This is a genomic window from Methylomonas koyamae, assembly GCF_019669905.1.
GTDB lineage: Bacteria > Pseudomonadota > Gammaproteobacteria > Methylococcales > Methylomonadaceae > Methylomonas > Methylomonas koyamae.
Map to the genome: position 1 here is coordinate 3765643 of NZ_AP019777.1, position 17553 is coordinate 3783195.

At 62.2% G+C, this 17553-nt stretch carries 15 protein-coding genes; 11 read left to right on the forward strand and 4 right to left on the reverse strand.

Annotated elements, in window-relative coordinates; genetic code table 11:
- Window positions 1-40 precede the first annotated feature (40 nt).
- From MKFW12EY_RS16855 to MKFW12EY_RS16905, 11 genes are all read left to right on the forward strand, one after another.
- Entirely contained in the window at window positions 41-448 is a 408-nt protein-coding gene (locus tag MKFW12EY_RS16855; protein WP_054763697.1) for an SEL1-like repeat protein, read from the forward strand.
- 37 nt (window positions 449-485) lie between these two features.
- Entirely contained in the window at window positions 486-689 is a 204-nt protein-coding gene (locus MKFW12EY_RS16860) for a hypothetical protein (RefSeq protein WP_054763696.1), read from the forward strand.
- A gap of 228 nt (window positions 690-917) precedes the next feature.
- On the forward strand, window positions 918-1865 hold the full coding sequence (locus MKFW12EY_RS16865; RefSeq protein WP_221053419.1) for a type II secretion system protein: 948 nt from the start codon (window positions 918-920) through the stop codon (window positions 1863-1865).
- Between the two features lie 319 nt (window positions 1866-2184).
- Window positions 2185-3978: a PglL family O-oligosaccharyltransferase gene (locus MKFW12EY_RS16870; RefSeq protein WP_221053420.1), complete on the forward strand. Its 1794-nt coding sequence runs from the start codon at window positions 2185-2187 to the stop codon at window positions 3976-3978.
- A 35-nt stretch (window positions 3979-4013) separates the two neighbouring features.
- Window positions 4014-4691 carry a type II secretion system protein gene (locus MKFW12EY_RS16875; protein ID WP_221053421.1) on the forward strand — a complete coding sequence of 226 codons (678 nt, stop codon included), beginning with the start codon at window positions 4014-4016 and terminating at the stop codon, window positions 4689-4691.
- Between the two features lie 41 nt (window positions 4692-4732).
- Window positions 4733-6079, forward strand: a complete 1347-nt coding sequence (locus MKFW12EY_RS16880) for a type II secretion system protein (RefSeq protein ID WP_221053422.1) — start codon at window positions 4733-4735, stop codon at window positions 6077-6079.
- Window positions 6080-6352: 273 nt separating this feature from the next.
- Window positions 6353-8170, forward strand: a complete 1818-nt coding sequence (locus MKFW12EY_RS16885; protein WP_221053423.1) for a hypothetical protein — start codon at window positions 6353-6355, stop codon at window positions 8168-8170.
- Window positions 8148-8873 (forward strand): hypothetical protein, encoded by a 726-nt coding sequence (locus MKFW12EY_RS16890; RefSeq protein ID WP_157199690.1) that lies wholly within the window; start codon window positions 8148-8150, stop codon window positions 8871-8873. The genes MKFW12EY_RS16885 and MKFW12EY_RS16890 overlap by 23 nt, the downstream gene beginning before the upstream one ends.
- Window positions 8874-8876: 3 nt before the next feature.
- Window positions 8877-10529 carry a GspE/PulE family protein gene (locus MKFW12EY_RS16895; RefSeq protein ID WP_221053424.1) on the forward strand — a complete coding sequence of 551 codons (1653 nt, stop codon included), beginning with the start codon at window positions 8877-8879 and terminating at the stop codon, window positions 10527-10529.
- Between the two features lies 1 nt (window position 10530).
- The gene (locus MKFW12EY_RS16900; protein ID WP_221053425.1) at window positions 10531-11754 is read left to right on the forward strand and encodes a type II secretion system F family protein; all 1224 of its coding nucleotides are present in this window, start codon (window positions 10531-10533) and stop codon (window positions 11752-11754) included.
- Window positions 11755-12201, forward strand: a complete 447-nt coding sequence (locus tag MKFW12EY_RS16905) for a hypothetical protein (protein WP_198402730.1) — start codon at window positions 11755-11757, stop codon at window positions 12199-12201. It begins immediately after the preceding gene.
- A 9-nt stretch (window positions 12202-12210) separates the two neighbouring features.
- Here MKFW12EY_RS16905 and MKFW12EY_RS16910 read toward each other — a convergent pair whose 3' ends face one another.
- The 4 genes from MKFW12EY_RS16910 to MKFW12EY_RS16925 are packed head-to-tail and all read right to left on the reverse strand — an operon-like array spanning window position 12211 to window position 17233.
- A complete protein-coding gene (locus MKFW12EY_RS16910) occupies window positions 12211-13323 on the reverse strand; it encodes an ABC transporter permease (RefSeq protein ID WP_054763665.1) in 1113 nt (370 codons plus the stop codon).
- Window positions 13324-13326: 3 nt separating this feature from the next.
- On the reverse strand, window positions 13327-14448 hold the full coding sequence (locus tag MKFW12EY_RS16915) for an ABC transporter permease (protein WP_221053426.1): 1122 nt from the start codon (window positions 14446-14448) through the stop codon (window positions 13327-13329).
- On the reverse strand, window positions 14445-16208 hold the full coding sequence (locus MKFW12EY_RS16920; protein ID WP_221053427.1) for an ATP-binding cassette domain-containing protein: 1764 nt from the start codon (window positions 16206-16208) through the stop codon (window positions 14445-14447). The genes MKFW12EY_RS16915 and MKFW12EY_RS16920 overlap by 4 nt, the downstream gene beginning before the upstream one ends.
- Entirely contained in the window at window positions 16205-17233 is a 1029-nt protein-coding gene (locus tag MKFW12EY_RS16925) for an HlyD family secretion protein (RefSeq protein WP_245006342.1), read from the reverse strand. Before MKFW12EY_RS16925 ends, MKFW12EY_RS16920 begins: the two co-directional genes overlap by 4 nt.
- Window positions 17234-17553: the final 320 nt, after the last annotated feature.

The following is a 17553-nucleotide window of genomic DNA, read 5'->3' on the forward strand; positions in this document are numbered from 1 at the left end:
CTGCCGGTTGCCGCACTCCCTTGTAGGAGCCCATACCGCCTTGGCCCTGGCCGCCCTGCTCTGCAGCGCCTGCCAGCCGATCCACATGGGCATCGATTCCGACTACACCGTCGCCGTCGAAAACTGCTACGCCTACCGTTACGGCGACAAACTGCGCAAGATCAACTTCACCCAGGCCTTCGACTGGTGCCACCGCGCCGCGCAATGGGGCGACGCCAATAGCCAGACTTTGCTCGGCGAACTGTATTACCTGGGACTGGGCGGCGAGCAGGATATGCGCCACGCCGAAGTCTGGTTCGAGAAAGCGGCGCGCCAGGGCCAACCCCATGCCCAATACATGCTGTACCGCATCCATGCCGCCAGCAACGACCTGGCCCGCCAGGAACGAGCCGACTACTGGCTGAAACAAGCCCGGCAAAGCGGCTACAAGCTGGCCCAGCCCCGTTAAACCTTAAAGCTACAGGCACACTTGCAACCCAAACATCATGAGCAAACGTACCGACATCCACGCGCAACCGGTCAAACACAAACTGCTGCAGCTACTCGACGACGTTTTGCTGCACGACGGTTTTGGCGACATCCGGGTCGAAGTCAAGATACTGCGCCGCCGGCAAAAGGAAGTGATCCTGCATTGCGGCAAGCAATACCGTTTCATCGTCGATGCACCGGGGCAAGGCGAAGAGGAATAAGGAAGGATTCGGCGCCGCAGGCCGAACCCCGGTTCCCAGTTATGCCCTTCTGGTACGGTCCTCCGGAGGAAACAGAGCGCGATAGGCTACCCGGCAAGATTAAGCTACCCCGCCAGCCGCGGGAGAGCGTGTAAAAAAGAGTGTGAGGGGTCACATCGAGACATTTAAAAACCCAATAGCCGACAGGCCGCGCGAGGCGGTTGAGGCGTTGAAACTTGAGCTAACAACATGAAAATGAAACAAATGAATAAACTGCGCGCCGACCAAGGCGGTTTTACCTTACTCGAATTGCTGGTCGTGATTACGCTGATCGCCGCGCTGGCGGTAGGCGCGTTGATCGCATACGACGGCGTCGGCGATAAGGCCCAAGCGGCCGCGGCAGCCGATTCCAACGTCAAAATCGACAACGCGATTCGCCAATACAAAGCGGTGAGCAACGCCTATCCCAACCAATGGGACAACCTGGTGGCGCAAGACGCGTCTATGATCGACGCGGTACCGACTCAATTGCTCGACGTCGTCACAAGCTGGAGTTTGGGCGCGGCCGCGTCCAACGTGACATCGTCTTTGGGTAGAGCCGGTATCAATGAACTGCAAAACTGGACGGCTTCAACCAGAGCAACCAATACCACCGGCGTGATCCCGAATCTGGCGCATAACGAAAGCTTCAACCCAGCGAATGCAACCGAATCCGAGCACTTCGAAGACGGCAGCATCGGCGACGACGGCCCGATCGCCAACATTGCCGTTATTCCGGGTTTGACCGCGTGCGCGGCGAACGGTGTCACGGTGCCGGCGGCTCCGGCAGGTGGCGGAAACGCAGCCGGTACCAACTGGATTCAAAACAAATTCAGCGACTCGCTGGAAGGCGACGAATGCCACTTGGTAGTGGCGTTGGGCTTCGGTAGCGATGCCGCCGCCAGCACCACCAACAGCTCGGTCTCGATCGGCAAAGCCCCCAGCTTCAGCAAAACCGATACCGCTAACCCTGCCAACAACGTCGATCCGAACCAAAATTATTCGCGCTACATCGGCTTGTTCCTGGTCGGCTCCGACAGCGACGATAGCGGCAACATCACCGACGGCGAATATTTGTCCAAAGCCAAGTTGCTGACCATCATCGCGCCGGACGGCACGATTGCCGACCAAAACCTGGCGACCGCGGTAAGAAACTAATCGCTTGAGCCGGTAACGGCCTCAGACATTTGCAGCTTCCCGCGCTCAGGCGCGGGAAGCCATCGCCGCGCTAAGCCTGGGCTTTCGAGTAGAGCCCAGCCTTAGCAATGGCAATGGCAATGGGCACCCGATAGAAGACTTAGCCAGCCCATAGTTGCCCCGGCAAGCTCGAGCGTGGGAACCCATCGGCTCCGGCCTTTGCTTGCCGCGCCCGAAGCTGGCAGGCCTTGCCGGGCTGCCGCCGCACTCCGAACCGGGAGACCGGCGGCCAAAACCTTAACCGTATTACCAACATCGTAAATTCGTTTTACTGCCAGCCATGTCCAACCTCAGATTCCCCACGTTTCAGCCCGCATTGATACTACTGGCGGCATTGCCGGTATTGCCGCTGTTCGCGCCCTGGCAGTTATTCCCGATAACCTCGTTCCACCAAGAATGGCTGGCAATCGCCGCCGGGCTGCTGGCCTGCCTGTGCGTACTGCCCTTGCTGGGCCGGACGCCGACCCTGATTCTGCCGGCGAGCATCGGACTGCCGCTGGCTCTGGCCGGCTTCATCCTGCTGCAAACCTTGTTATTGCCGCACGTCGTGGCTCAACACGCCGGTCTCGCCGTCGCCTACTTGCTATGGGCCGCCTTGCTGATGGCTTTGGCGGGCCTTCTGCAGCAAACCATAGGCCGCCAGCGCCTGGCGAACTGGCTGGCCGGCGGCTTGCTGGCCGCCGCACTTTGGGCCGCGGGGCGGGAGATGGCAGCGCGGCTGTGGGTCGAAACCGGCCTGTGGGGCGGCACCGGCCAACCCAACCATTACGGCGATTTGCTGGCCTTGGGCGGGGTGTCTTTGTTGTATTTACGTCACGCGGTTCCGCTGCGTGCCGGCGGCTTCGCGGCGGCAGGATTGTGGCTTGCGCTCGGGCTGAGCCTGTGCCCGTCGCGAAGCGTCTGGCTATATTGGCCGGTGTTGGCCGCAATAGCCTGGCGCTACCGGGCCGATTGGCTGAAACCTTTGGCCTGCGGTCTGGCCGGCTATTTTCTGTTCCAAGCCGTTTGGTCGCTGGACTTGCTGCCCGGCCCCGAAACCACAGCCGTGCACCGGGTCGTGACGGAGTCCGGCGGCACCTCGGCGCGCTGGCACGTCTGGTCCGTGGCCTGGGATTTGTTTTTACAGCGGCCGCTACTGGGACACGGCTTCGGCGAATTCGATTGGGCCTACTACCAAGCCGGCCGCTTCGCAGCCGAACAAGCCACCCGCATCGAACACGCGCATAACATCGTCATGCATCTGCTGGTCGAGCTGGGCCTGCTGCCGGCGCTGTTGCTGGCCGGTTCGGCCGCACTCTGGCTGCGCGGCTTGCTGGCGGCAACCGGCACCGGCGCCGAGTCGGATGCCGCGGACGTTCGCCCCGCCGCTGCAAACGACGGCATGCGCGCCTGGATCTTGATGCTGGCGGCGGTGCTGACCATACACAGCTTGGTGGAATATCCGTTGTGGCACGCGCATTTTCTGGGGATTACCGCCTGGTTGCTGGCAATCGGCGACCGGCATTGCTGGCGGCTACCGTTAGCCAAACCCGGAGCGGCCGCGGCCGGCGTTCTGGTCTCGCTGGCACTGGCGCTGGCCGTCGTCCACGAATGGCAATACACCCGCATGGAATTGGCCTTGATGAATGCGTTGGCGCGGCAAGACCTGGAAAGCGAACAGCATCTGGTCGATATCTGCCAACAAATCCCGGACACTGCGCCGCTGCTGCTGCCTTACGTGCCGGTAGTCTTCACGCTGACCGGCCACCCGGAAAATCCGGCGATGCGCGAACAGTTGGCTGTGCTGTCAGAGGCTGCCGTGCGCTTCACGCCGACTCAGAGCCTGGTGTACCGGCTGGCTTTGCTGCAGGCATTAAACGACGACAAGGCCAACGCCCGCCGCACCATCGACAAAGCCCTGGCCGCCTACCCGAACGGTGCCGCAACCTTTGCCGAGGAACTGTTACGCATCCAGGCCTACGCCGGCCCGCGCATCGACGTCCTGATGGCGCAGGTGCTGCCGATAGCCAACCGGCAACTGCAAGCCAACTTGCCGGCCGGACTCAAAGCCAAGGTCAAGCAGGTGCTGCGTTGAAAGCGGGCATCTTTTCCCGGTTCCCGCGCTCCGCCGTGGCAACCCATACCAGTCTCGGGGGGGTGCATGCCTACCCGCGCAGGAACCTGGGATCGCCAGCAAACCAGTCCGGTTTTACCCTACTGGAATTGCTGACCGTAGTGGCACTAATGGCGGTGCTGGCCAGCGTCGCGATATCGGCTTACGACGGCACGCAGGACCAAGCCCGGCTGGACGCCACCCGCTTTGACATGACCGAGCTGCGCAAGGCCCTGCTCCAATTGCGCCGCGACAGCGGCAGCAACGATTTGCCGGGCGCAGGCGTTTACGATTGCACCGACGCCGCCAACGGCAACCCGGCCAACGCCAATCCCGACTTCAACTTTCCGGCCGAAGCCGGCAGCAACGATGCCGACAAGATCGCCTGGTGCCAGCATCCGGCCAATTTCTGGATGCTGTTTGCCGATCCGTTCGGCACCGGCTGGAACCCGGATACTCATCGCGGCTGGCGCGGCCCGTATTTGCAACGCAAATCCGGCTTGCGAAACTTCGGCGCCATTAACGGCGTCTGGGTGGTCGACGACGCCTACGCCACGCCATTCGAGTTGCAAATGTTGACGCCCGATTATGCCCGCATCGTCAGCGCCGGCCCCGACCGAATCCTGCCCGCCGCCGCCAACGCCTGCGAACCGGCCACCGGTGCCGACGACATTGTGTTGTGCCTGCTGCGATGAGTTGCTACCCAGAGCGATACGAGATGGAGGTAAAAGTCGGTATGCGTTCCGATTTACGCCCTACCGGGTCCGCGGGAGCGAGGGAACGAGCTCGCGCCTACGGCATCGGCATTCAGCGAGGCTTCACCCTGCTGGAAATGGTCCTGGTGCTGTTCCTGATGGCGCTGGTCGCGTCGGCCGGTCTGATGCTGACCGAGGGCGTGGAGGACCAAGCCAAATACGACGAAACCAAGCGCCGCATGGAATTGATCCGTAAAGCCATCGTCGGCGACCCGACCCGCACAATCAACGGCGCGCCGGAGATCGGCGGCTTTGTGGCGGATATGGGGCGCTTGCCACTGTGCGTAGCGGAATTGCTGGACCTGGGCGATGAAATCATGTCAGCCACCATTCCCAGGACCTTTCAATCGCCGTGTACAGATACCGTGGTCATTCCGGAAGCCCACGACGACGCCAATTCCGGCCTGACGTTTGGTTGGCGCGGCCCCTATGTCCAACTACTTACCGACAGCGACGGTCAACGCCGCTTGCGCGATGGTTACGAAAACGATGACGGCAGCGTGAACTTCGGTTGGGGATTTAGCAACGATAACTTGGAAATCAAAATGCAGAGTCCCGGAATGAACGGTCGTTTCGACGGTGGGACGCCAGTAGACGATTTTCCCCAGGCTCCCAGCGTGGCAACCGCTCCGGCTTTGGTCAATGAGCGTGATTACCGCGCCCGTTTTCAAAATTGGAACGTTATAAAAATCAGTCTCGAAAACAGCGGGACCACCACGATAACCATCGATCCGAACGATTTGCGCCTGGTTCTGAGTTTTGCGGACGTATCTCAGCCCAATGCCATTGGTACCGACGAAAGCGCGACATTCCCGTCGGCCACCATTGTGATGCCTTCTACTACTTCGGCCGGATCAATAGCCGTGGCATCGGGCAATACCCTAACTGTTCCTGCCGGTACTACCTTGAGCGGCGGCAATAGCCTGAGTTTCGCATCCGTGGGCGTAGTGCGCTGTCCAGCCGGCGAGTTTCCGGTGTCGCCCAACGACACAGTGACGGTTCCGACCGGAAGCAGCCAGACAGGGTCTTCTGTGAATATTGGCGCAAACGGTACGGTATCGGTTCCGGTTGGTTCGGCCGTTACGTTGAGCACGTCACTAACGAATCCGCCGGACGTGATCGGTCAATATTCGTTGATCCTGGCATGCAACGATCCAGCCAATCCCAATGCCGTGGACGGCAAACGTTACGACGGCGATTGCACGCGTTACGGCACCGATGCCGCGCCCGTTGCCTACACGCCGACTAACCAGCCTTATCTGTTCCGGGCTGCACCGCGCGGCACGCCGATACTGCCGCCGTCACCGCTAACCTGGACGATCAAATAATGAAGCCGTTAACAAGCCGGCCCTTTCATAGCGTTCGCCCTGAGCCTGCCGAAGGGCGGCTCCCATGCTCCGCCGTCACCGCCACAAACGGCATTCGCACGCTGAACAGGGCATGGGGCGCTATTCACCGGGCCCTTAAATATCGTCGCCCCCGCGTAGGCGGGGCCCAGTTTTCACGGTGGATTCCCGCTTCCGCGGGAATGACGGCAGCAGGGAATTTAAGGACCGGGTTAATAAAAAACATCATGCCGCCATCTCTCAACCGCGAAACCAATGAAATTTAACCGCTTTATCCCTTTCGCCGCGCCGTCGCAGCTTTTGGTCTGCGAGACCGACGGTTTTTCGTTGCGCGCGGCCGTGTTGCGCCGGGCCGACCACGATCTGAACGTGTTGTACCGGGCCCAGACCGAGCAGGTGGACATGGCCGAGGGCCTGGGCGACGTGCTGGCGGCGTTGAAAAACCAGGGCTGGCAAGGCGGCGGTGCGGCCATCCTGCTGTCGCCGGCGGTGTTTTCCACGCTGGTGGAACTGCCGGTCAATCCGAAAAAGCCGCGGCCGCTGGCGCAAATGCTGGAGTTGGTGCGCTGGGAGGCCGAGCCGCTGTTGCTGCAACACGTGACGCGCTGGTCGGTCGGCCATTTGCTGGTCGGCCAGGGTTACATGACCGAGGAACAAGCCCGGGCGGTGATGGACTTGCAGCAAGGCAAGCCCTCGGCAAACGGCAATCTGGCGATGGCGGAGCAGTTTTCGCTGCGCCGTTTCGGCGATCTGGCGGTGGAAATGGGCTACATCAAGCGCAGCCAGCTCAACGCCTGCCTGACCGGCCAGGAATGGCTGAAATCCGGCGACGAAGCCATAGAGTGCGGCTGGGCCGCTCAGGGCGCCGTCGAGGACATTCCCGGCACCCACAACTGGCTGGTCAGTTGCGTGCACCGCAGCCTGTTGCAACGCTGGACCGACGCCTTCGCCCGCCACGGCGTGAAACTGCGGGCCATGTATCCGCTGACCGGATGCAGCGCCGCTCTGCTGCCCGCTGCCGAGAGCAACGCCGTGCTGCTGGAAACTCAGCCCGGCCTGGGCTTGGGCGCCCGGCTGGCCGGCGGCAGCTATACCGCCCTGCGCCATTATCTGCATCCGAACAAAGCCGCGCTGGACATTTGCCTGGAAAGCTACCACGCCCTGCATGCGCCGCCGCGCGAGCCGGTCTGGCTGGCCTGCTGGCCGCCGGCGCCGGAACTGGCGGCCGAACTGGAACATATGCTGGAAGTGGACATACAGCGTCTGCCCCACGCCGCAGCCGGCGACGGGGTTTCTCCCGGCATGTGCGGCGCGGCCTACCATGCCCTGGGGCTTGGCGAAGCTACGCGTTGCGCCGGCGTGCGGGTCGGCGGCCCGCTGCCGCCGGTCGCCGACCGGCTGGAGGTGCGGGCGGCTGCACTGGCGCTGGCGTTGTTCGCGCTGTTGGGTGTCGCCGAACTGTCGTTGTGGGTGCGCAAAAGCAGCGTCGACAGCTACAAACAACAGGTGGACGCCAGTTGGCGCAGTATCGACGAGGCCGTTAAACGCATCAACGCCAAGACGGCGGAGATCGGCCAAATCAAGGACAAAATCAAAAGCCTGCGCGGCGAACAATCCCGCCTGGAAAGTCTGGCCCATTTTTACGACCAGGATATTCCGGAGCGCATGTATTTGGTTAAGGGCGTGCTGGGCATGCTGCAAACCGTGGTCGACGATGAGGTGGTAATCGAACGGCTGGACGAGCCGGACAAGTCGGCCGCGAAACCGGCCGCGGCCGCCAACTCTGCCCCGCCTGCCGGCCCGCTGGACGCTAAACGCATCGAAGCCGAACATTTCGAGCTAGAAGCTTGGGCGCTCAGCGACAGCGCCGCCCAGACCTTTGTCAAGCGCGTCGGGGACGCCGCCGCTAATTGGGATTTGCAGGTAACCGAATCCAAAGTGGCCTTCGGTAAAGGGCCGTTGAACGCTAACGGTTTTACTATCAAATTACGGCTGGTCAAATTGGCCGAACCGGACGGCAAAATCATTCGTTTATCCAATCCGAAAAGCTATGAAACTCCCACCTTTGAGTAACCGCGAACAGCTATTGTCGGCATTGGCCATCGGCTTCATCGTAATCGGCGCCTACGCCTGGCTGCGCTGGGTGCCGGCCGACCGCGAAATCGGCCAGTTGCAGCAAGCGGCGGAAGCCACGGACAAACGCAGCAAAACCGCCACCATTCCGGACGAGCCGGACGAGGATATCGAGCGTCTGAAAAGCCAATTGGCCGCTCAAGAGCAAGCGTTCAGCACGCTGAAACAGCAGTCGGAAAACATAGAACAACGCTTGGCGCCTAACGATACCCAGTTTCTGGTCGTCAAAATTTCCAACGTCGCGACTGAAGCGCAAATTCGGGTGCGCGCCAACGAAGTTTACCAAGCGGCAACGCCTGCGGCCGAAGTTGCCCTGGCCGCAACAGCGCCGGCGGTCGGCAAAAAAAGCCGCAAGCACAAAGCGCCAGCCGCGCCGACCGCCCCGGCCGCACCGAAGGAAGCGACGATTCCGCCGCTCAGCGCCGGGTGGATCGCACGGATGTCGCCAGATTCATTGCTGGAGCGGCCGTTGCGCCGCCTGGAATTGGAAGGCTCGTACAAGTCGTTGAACGACTTCATTCTGGCACTGGACCGGCTGCCGTTTAAGGTAGCGGTGCTGCGCTTGAGTATAAAACGCATGCCGGTGCTATCGCTGCCCGGCTACCCGCAGCCGCTGCTGGCCGAAGTTATTTTGGCGCTGTAAACCATGGCGATCAACGACGAACATTTGCTGGAAGCCGGCCTTCGCTGCGGTTTGGTCGAGGCGGCGCTGGTGGAACGGCTGCGGCTGGAAGCCCGGCGCCAACGCCTGAGCCTGCTGGCAATGGTGCAAGCGCATTACCGATTTCCGTTGGCGGCGTTGTACCGGGCCGTGGCCGAACAATACCGAATCCCGTACATCGATCTGGACGCGATGCAGGTGGAGACCGCGCTGCTGAAAAAAATTCCGCCCAGCCTGGTGCAACGCAAACTGCTGCTGCCGGTCGGCAACGGCGAACGGGTGCTGCTGGCCTGCGGCGATCCGGGCGACCGGGCCGGCATCGATTCGGTGCAGCGTTTGCTGGGGCAAACCTTGCCGCTGGCCATGGCCGACCTGGATTTGCTCCGGCTCAAAATAGCGCGGGCGCTCGCCGCCAAGAACGCCCCCGATAGCGACGCGGCGGCAACGGCGGCAGCCGACTCCGACCTGGTGGCGGTGCTGGACGGCATCATCCGCGAGGCCTATTTTCACCGCGCCTCAGACATCCATTTGCTGCCGGATGCCGAAGGGCTACGGGTAAGGCTGCGGGTGGACGGCAAATTGCGCGATTTTCCGCTGGCGGCCGGTCCGGGGACCGCGGCGGCGCTGGTGTCGCGGGTCAAGGTACTGGCCGGCCTGGATATTGCCGAGCAACGCATGCCGCAGGACGGCGGCTTTTCCTACCATTTGCCGCGGCCGATCGATAAGGGTTTCAACATCCGGGTAGCGACCGCGCCGACCCGGTTGGGCGAACGCATCACGCTGCGTTTGCTGGGCCAGGAAACGTTCGGCCTGACCCTGGCCGACCTAGGCATGATGGACGAAGACTTGCTGCATTTCCGCAAAATCATCCACCGCCCCTACGGCATGGTGCTGCTGACCGGGCCGACCGGCAGCGGCAAATCCACGACCTTGTTCGCCGCGCTGCAGGAAATCAACCGGCCCGACATCAACATCATGACCGTGGAAAACCCGATCGAGTACGTGATGCACGGAGTGTCGCAAGTTCAGACCGGGCCGAAGATCGGCTTTGCCGACGCCTTGCGTTCGTTTCTGCGCCACGACCCGGACGTGCTGATGGTCGGCGAGATCCGCGACCACGAGACCGCCGACGTCGCGGTCAAGGCGGCGATGACCGGCCACCTGGTGTTTTCCACGCTGCATACCAACAACGCGGTCAGCGCGGTCACCCGCTTGATCGACATCGGTTGCGAGCCGTTTCTGATCGGCTCCACCGTCGCGGCGGTGATCGCCCAGCGTCTGGTACGGCGGCTGTGCCCGCATTGCCGGCGGCCGCGCCAGGCCACGCCGGCGGAACAGGCCGAGTTGGGCCGCGACGGCGATGCCGTCGACCTGTACGAGCCTGGCGGCTGCGTGCACTGCCAGGGCAGCGGCTTCCGCGGCCGGCTGGGCTTATTCGAAACCCTCTGGCTGGACGAACCTCTGGCCCGGCTGGTGGCGCGCGGCGCCGACGAGGAAACCCTGGAGGCCGGCGCCGGCGAACGTCTGAGTTTCATGTGGGAGGACGGCTGCCGCAAGGTGCTGCTGGGCATGACCACGCTGGACGAAGTGCGCGACGTGGCGGTGCGCAAAACCCGCGCCCCTAACGGAGTAAGCTGAGATGGCGGAATTCGTTTACACGGCGCTCGACGAGCGCGGCAACGAAACCGGCGGCAGGATACAAGCCGACGATGCCGGCAGCGCCGCCGGCCAATTGCGCCGGCGCGGCCTGCGGGTATTGGAATTGCGGCCGGCGCGCGGCAGCGGCGGCTTTCTGGGCCAGGCCAATTTCAGCGACTGGCTGGCCTCGCAGCGTTCGGTCACCACCACCGCGCTGATTTTTTTCTTCCGCCAAATGAGTTTCATGCTGCATGCCGGCCTGCCGGTGGCACAGGCGCTGGAACTGGCCCAGGCCCAGTTGAGCAATCCGCGGCTGAATTTAACCTTGCGCTTGATGTTGAAAGACATTCAGGCCGGCCAGTCGCTGTCGTCGACCATGGCCAAACACAAGGCGGTGTTTCCGGAAATGGCCGTCAACCTGGTGGTGGCCGGCGAAACCACCGGCGACCTGGACCAGATCATGGAACGGCTGGCGGCGCATCTGGACAAAAAAGCCGCCCTGCGGGCGCAAACCGTCAACGCGATGATTTACCCGGCCATCGTCGTGCTGGCGGCAATCGGCGTCGGCATTTTCATGGTGGTGAAAATCATCCCCAAGTTCAGCAAGTTTCTGTTGGGCAAGGGTAAGGCGCTGCCGCCGTCGACCCAGTTGCTGGTCGACATTTCGGACTACGTCCGCCTGAACGGGTTTTACCTGGCCGGCGGTGCGGCCGCCCTGGTGGTGTTGGTATTGCTGGTTTACCAGACCCGCAACGGCCGCTTGTGGATCGACCGTTTTCTGTTGCGGCTGCCGGTAATCGGTTCGCTGCTGGTGACCGGCTCGATGGCGCAGATGAACTGGGCGCTGTCGATTCTGCTGCGCAGCGGCGTCACGGTGTTCGATTCGTTGAAGATTACCGCCAACCTGCTCGGCAACCGGGTTTACGCCGACCAGTTGCACTACGCTTCGAACCTGATTCTGGAAGGCCGCGACATTGCCCGCAGCATCGAGCATCCGCGCATGCCGCCGCTGGTGGTGCAGATGGTCGCGGTCGGCGAAGGCACCGGCGCGTTGGACGAGGTGTTGCAGGAACTGGGGATTTATTACGAAAAACTGCTGGAAATCGCGATCAAGCGTTTGTCGGCTTTGATCGAACCGGCAATGATTCTGGTGATCGGCTCGATGGTCGGCTTTGTCTATTATGCCTTCTTTCAGGCCTTATTCTCTTTGGTATCGGGGCGTTAAATGAAGTTGTCCAATTCGGTCGGGCCGCTGGCCGGCTCAGTATTCTCGTTGCTCGCCGCAACTGTGCAGGCGTTGGAAGCGCCGGCCGTGCCGCTGCCGGACAATCCGCCAGCCGCTACCGCGTTGCGCGATCCGTTCACCCCCAGCGCGCTGATGTACGAGACCGCAGGCGCCCAGGGCAATGCCGCCGGCGGTTACGGCTTTCTGCCGAACCAGGAAGCGATGAAAGTGCCGAAGTTGAAGTTGCGCGGCCTGCTAAATCCGTCCGGCAAGGCCTTTATCGCCTTGCTGGAAGTCGGCGGCGTCGGCACCTTCATGGTCCGTGAGGGCGACGAGTTCAATTTCGATCCGTCGCAACCCAAGAATGCGATCCGGGTCAGCAAGATTACCCGGCTCAGCGTCACCGTCGAAACCGGCACGCTCGGCTCGATCCGGGTACTGCGCTGACGGCCGCCCTTAATACAGGCGGCGGCGAAACAACCAGCCGGCGCAGCTCAGGCAGAACAGGCCGATGATAGCCAGCGGCCAGTATTGGTCGAGCAGATCGGCCGTTTGCAAGCCTTGCAGGAACACGCCGCGGATGATGACCAGAAAATAGCGCAGCGGGTTGATCAGCGTGAAATGCTGCACCAGTTCCGGCATGTTTTCGATCGGCGTGGCGTAGCCGGACAAAATCACACCGGGCACGATCACCAGAAAGCCGCCGAGCAGGCCTTGTTGCTGGGTCAGCGACAGCGACGAAATCATCAGACCAACACCGATCACCGAAAACACGTACAGCACGATCCCCAGATATAGCGCCGGCAGACTGCCCAACAGCGGCACCCGGAACCAGAACACGGCGAAAAAAATGCTGAGCGAGGCTTCCAGCACGCCGATGATCAGGCCCGGTATCGCCTTGCCCAGCAGAATTTCGGTCGGGGTAAACGGCGTCACCAGCAACTGGTCGAAGGTGCCCTGCTCCCGCTCGCGCGCCACCGACAAAGCCGACACCGTCATCGTCACGACCAAGGTCAACAGGCCGACGATGCCCGGCACGATAAACCAGCGGCTTTCCAGATTCGGGTTGAACCAGGCCCGCAGCACCAGTTCCGCCGGCGGCCCGGCCTGACCGCGGCTGGCCGCCCAATCGCTATTGAACCGGCTCAGCACCGAACGCAGGTAACCCTGGGCGATTTGAGCGGTATTCGAATCGCGCCCGTCCAGCAACACCTGCAAACTGGCCGGCTGCCGCCCGCCGAGCAGATCGCGACTGAAATTACGGCCGACATGCAACACCAGCAGTACCTGCCTGCTGTCCAGCGCCGCGGCGATCTGTTCCTGCCGGGTAATCCGCAGCTCTTCGCGAAACGCCGGGGCGCCGGTAAAGCGGGCGATCAAATCCCGGGAGGCTTGCCCAGTGTCTTCGTTGTAAATCGCAATCGGCATCTGGTTCAAATCGAAGGTGGCGGCGTAACTGAGCACGAACAATTGCACCAGCGGCGGCACGATCAGCACGAAGCGGCTTTTCTTGTCGCGCAGCAAATTCAAAAACTCCTTCGCCAACAACGCATAAACCCGCCACCACATGGCTTACTCCAAGCGGCGCGGCGCGCGCCACAAGGCCAGGGCCAGAAAGGCCGCGGCCATGACCAACAAGGCCAGCGCATTGGGCAGGATCACCTCCCAAACGTCGCCGGCCAAAAATACCGTTTGCAAAATCGCGACGAAATAACGCGCCGCCACCAGATGGGTAATCAGTTGCACCGCCGGCGGCATGCTGTCGATGTTGAAAATGAAACCGGACAAGATGAAAGCCGGTAAAAACGTAACGATGATTGCAATCTGGCCGGCGACGAACTGGTTTTTCGCGGCAATCGAAATCAGCAGGCCCATGCCCAGCGCCGCCAACAAGAACAAGGTACCGGCCAGCAGCAGCACCCACAGCGAGCCGGCCAGCGGCACCTGAAACAAAAACACCGCCATGCCGATAGACAGCAACATGCCACCCATGCCCAGCAGGTAATACGGCAGCAGTTTGCCAAGCAAGACTTCGCGCACCGTCACCGGCGTCGAAATCAGCGCTTCCATCGTGCCGCGCTCCCATTCCCGCGCCACCACCAACGCGGTCAGCAACGCGCCGATCAGCGTCATGATCACGGCAATCAGGCCCGGCACCAGAAAATTGCGGCTGCGCAACGCGCTATTGAACCAGACCCGCGCTTCCAGTTGCACGGCGCGGTTGCCGGCTTGGCCGTTGCGTTCGGCGTGGGCGGCCAGCCATTTATCCCACACCCCCTGCACGTAACCGGACACCAGCCTGGCGGTATTGGCGTCGACGCCGTTCAGAATCACTTGAATCGGCGCCGGCGCATTCACCTGCAAGCGCCGGGCAAAGTCGCTCTGCAGATGAACGATGCCGTTGATTTGCCGGGCCAACAAGGCCGCTTCGGCCTCGGGCAGATTGGCGAAATAACGCGGCGCGAAATAGTCGGATTGCTCGAAGCCGCCGGCGAATTCGCGCGCGGCCGGCGACGTTTGCTCGATGACCAGTCCGATGGGCACCTGCTTGGCGTCGAGCGACACGCCGTAACCGAACAGCAACAGCAGAAATACCGGCATCGCGAACGCAATCGCCAGACTGCTGGGATCGCGCCAGACTTGCAGGAACTCCTTGCGCATCAAACCGCGCAAACGCAATCCAAAACCGTTCATCCGCTTTGCCCGCCGCCGGCTTCGACCAGCCGGATGAAGGCGTCTTCCATCGTCGCCACCGGCTCGGCACCGCCCATTCGGCTGCGTTGCTTGATCTCGGCCGGCGTGCCGGCCGCCAAAATGTCGCCTTCGCGCATGATCAACAAGCGGTCGCAATATTCGGCTTCTTCCATGAAATGGGTCGTGACCAACACCGTCACCCCCTGCGCCGCCAATTGGTTGATCCTGGCCCAGAATTCGCGCCGCGCCAGCGGGTCGATGCCGGAAGTCGGTTCGTCCAGAAACAGAATTTCCGGCTCGTGCATCAACGCACAGGCCAAGGCCAGGCGCTGCTTGTAACCCAGCGGCAGATCGGCGCTGTTGTGCGCCAAAAAGTCTTGCAAACCGAACTGGGCCACCGCCCAAGCGATCCGCTCCCGCCGCCGGCCTTGATGCAGGCCGTAGGCCTGGCTGAAGAATTCCAGATTCTGTTGCACCGATAGTTGGCCGTACAACGAGAATTTTTGCGACATATAGCCCAGCCGCGCCCGCGCTTGCGACGCGGCGCTGCGCAAATCCAGCCCCGCCACCCGCAAGCGGCCGTTGCTGGCAGGCAGCAGGCCGCACAGCATGCGAAAGGTCGTGGTCTTGCCGGCGCCGTTGGCGCCCAGCAAACCGAAGATTTCGCCGCGGCCGACCTGGAACGACAGTTTTTTCACGGCCTGGAACCGGCCGAACCAACGGTCGACCTGATCGACTTCGATCACCGGATCTCGCATGCCGTCAAGCTTGGCGCCTGCTCCGTGAGGGTTGAAACAAACCGTCTCCGCATCCGGTGCGTTGCTGCGGCGCCGGGTCAGCAACAAAATGAAGGCATCCTCCAGACGCGGCGCCACCGCCCGGCTGGCCACGGTCTCGGCGCCTGGAAACAACTTGGACCAATCCGGCCGGCGACCCGGCCTGACCACGGTGCGTACAGCGCCGCTTTGCACCACGCTGTCGACCACGTCGGGGTGCGCCGTCAAGCGTTGTTGCAAGGCCCGGTTCGAGGTGCGGGGGCTGGACAGCAGGAAACTGCAATCCCGGGCCAGTGCGTGGAATGCGGCCGGCGCGTCCTGATGCAGAATTTCGCCGCGATCCAGCAACACCACGCGCTGGCAGCGTTCGGCTTCGTCCATGTAAGCGGTGCTGAGCAACACCGTGGTACCGAATTCGGCCACCAGCGTGGCAATGATCTGCCACAACTCGCGGCGCGAGACCGGATCGACGCCGACCGAGGGTTCGTCCAACAACAGCAAGCGCGGCCGGTTCAATAAGGTGCAAGCCAAGCCCAGCTTTTGCTTCATGCCGCCGGACAAGCGGCCGGCCAAGCGGTCGCCGAACTTGGCCAGATTGGTCATCCGCATCAAATCGGCGAAGCGGTTGTGGCGTTCGTGTTGCGGTATGCCGTATAGATCGGCATACAGTTGCAGGTTTTCTTGTACGCTGAGGTCTTCGTACAGCCCGAAGCGCTGCGGCATGTAACCGATCAGGCTGTGCAACTGGCCGCCGGCCGTTACGCTATCCAAACCAAAGCTTTCGATACGGCCTTTATCAGGCAACAACAAGCCGGCAGCCAAACGCAACAAGGTGGTTTTGCCGGCGCCGTCCGGTCCGACCAGGGCGGTGATGCCGCCGGCCGGCAAGGCCAAATCGATGTCGCGCAGGGCCGGGCCGGATTCGGCAAAGGTCTTGCTGACCGCCGCAAAGCGCAGTGCAAAGCCGCTAACGGGCGAATTCACGGCCGCGGGCCGCAGCCCGGTTGCGCCAACGGTTGCTGCCGGGTATCGATAGTGACGCTGATCGGCATGCCCAGCCGCAATTGGTCTTGGCTATCGCAGACGAAGACCCGGATTTGGTAGACCAGGCTGGTGCGCAATTCGCTGGTTTCGACGCTTTTCGGGGTGAATTCGGCGGTCGGCGATATATAACCCACCCAGCCGGGATAGGCTTTGTCGGGGAAGCTGTCGCTATAGACGCTGGCCGGCGCGCCTTGGCGGACCTTGCCCAGATCAGTTTCGGCCAGATAGGTTCTGGCCCACAGCGGCTGCGTCAGCGCCAGCGTCAACACCGGCGTCTGCGCGCCGGCCATGTCGCCCGGTTCCAGGATGCGGTTCTGCACGACGCCGTCCTGCGGCGCGTACAAGTGGGCGTCGTTCCAGGCTTTCTCGGCCAATTGCAATGCGGCGCGGTCGGCCTCGACCTGAGCCTGGGCCGCCCGGATATCTTCGCGCCGAGGCCCGATCTCGGTCAGTGCATATTGCTGCTGCAAGGCCTGCAGATTCTCCCGCGCCGAGTCGTACTGGGCTTTGGCCTTATCGACCGACTCCACCGAACCGAGTTTGCGCGCGACCAGCGATTTCATCCGGGCCAATTCCTTTTCGGCCAGCACCACCGCGGCTTCGGCGGCTTTGACGTCGTTGCCGGCTTTGCGGATTTCCTGCGGCCGGGAGCCGTGCAACAGTTTGTCGAGTTGGTGTTGGCGCACCGCCAGCGTCGCGGCCGCCTGATCCTTGGCATATTGAAAGCGCTCCAGCGCTTGCGTTGCCAACAACTGGCCACGTGAGACCCGCTCGCCCTCCTGCACCTCGACTCGTTCGATCCGCTCCGGGTCGCGAAAACTCAAATCGACCTGGCGAATATCGATATTGCCGTGCAACAGCAACAGCTCCGGGTCGGCGCCGTTGCGTTTTCCCTGCCAGCCCAGGCCGACTGCGCCAACGGCGATTAACCCACCGATAATCGCCAACCTTCGTTTCGTCGCCACGCTCCGTCCCCGCCTGTGTCCCAATGTCGTTAAGTTAATGATGGTAGGAGCGGGCCATGCCCGCGACCAATCGCCTTCGGTCGCAGGCATGGCCTGCTCCTACCGGATTTGAACCAGCCGGCCCGATCCTTAACTTAACGGCATCGGCCTGTGTCCTAAAGCCAGCAGTATAGCCAATGCCTAAGCCCAGGTTAAGCCGCCGGCCGGGTCGAGCGGGCACGCGCCGTTCCGCCTTGTTGCGGTTAAAGCCGGTAATTGCCTGCGAGTCTTTCGAAGCCAAAAACCGCATCTTGGGTTTTGCTTGGCGTTGATCCGCCAAA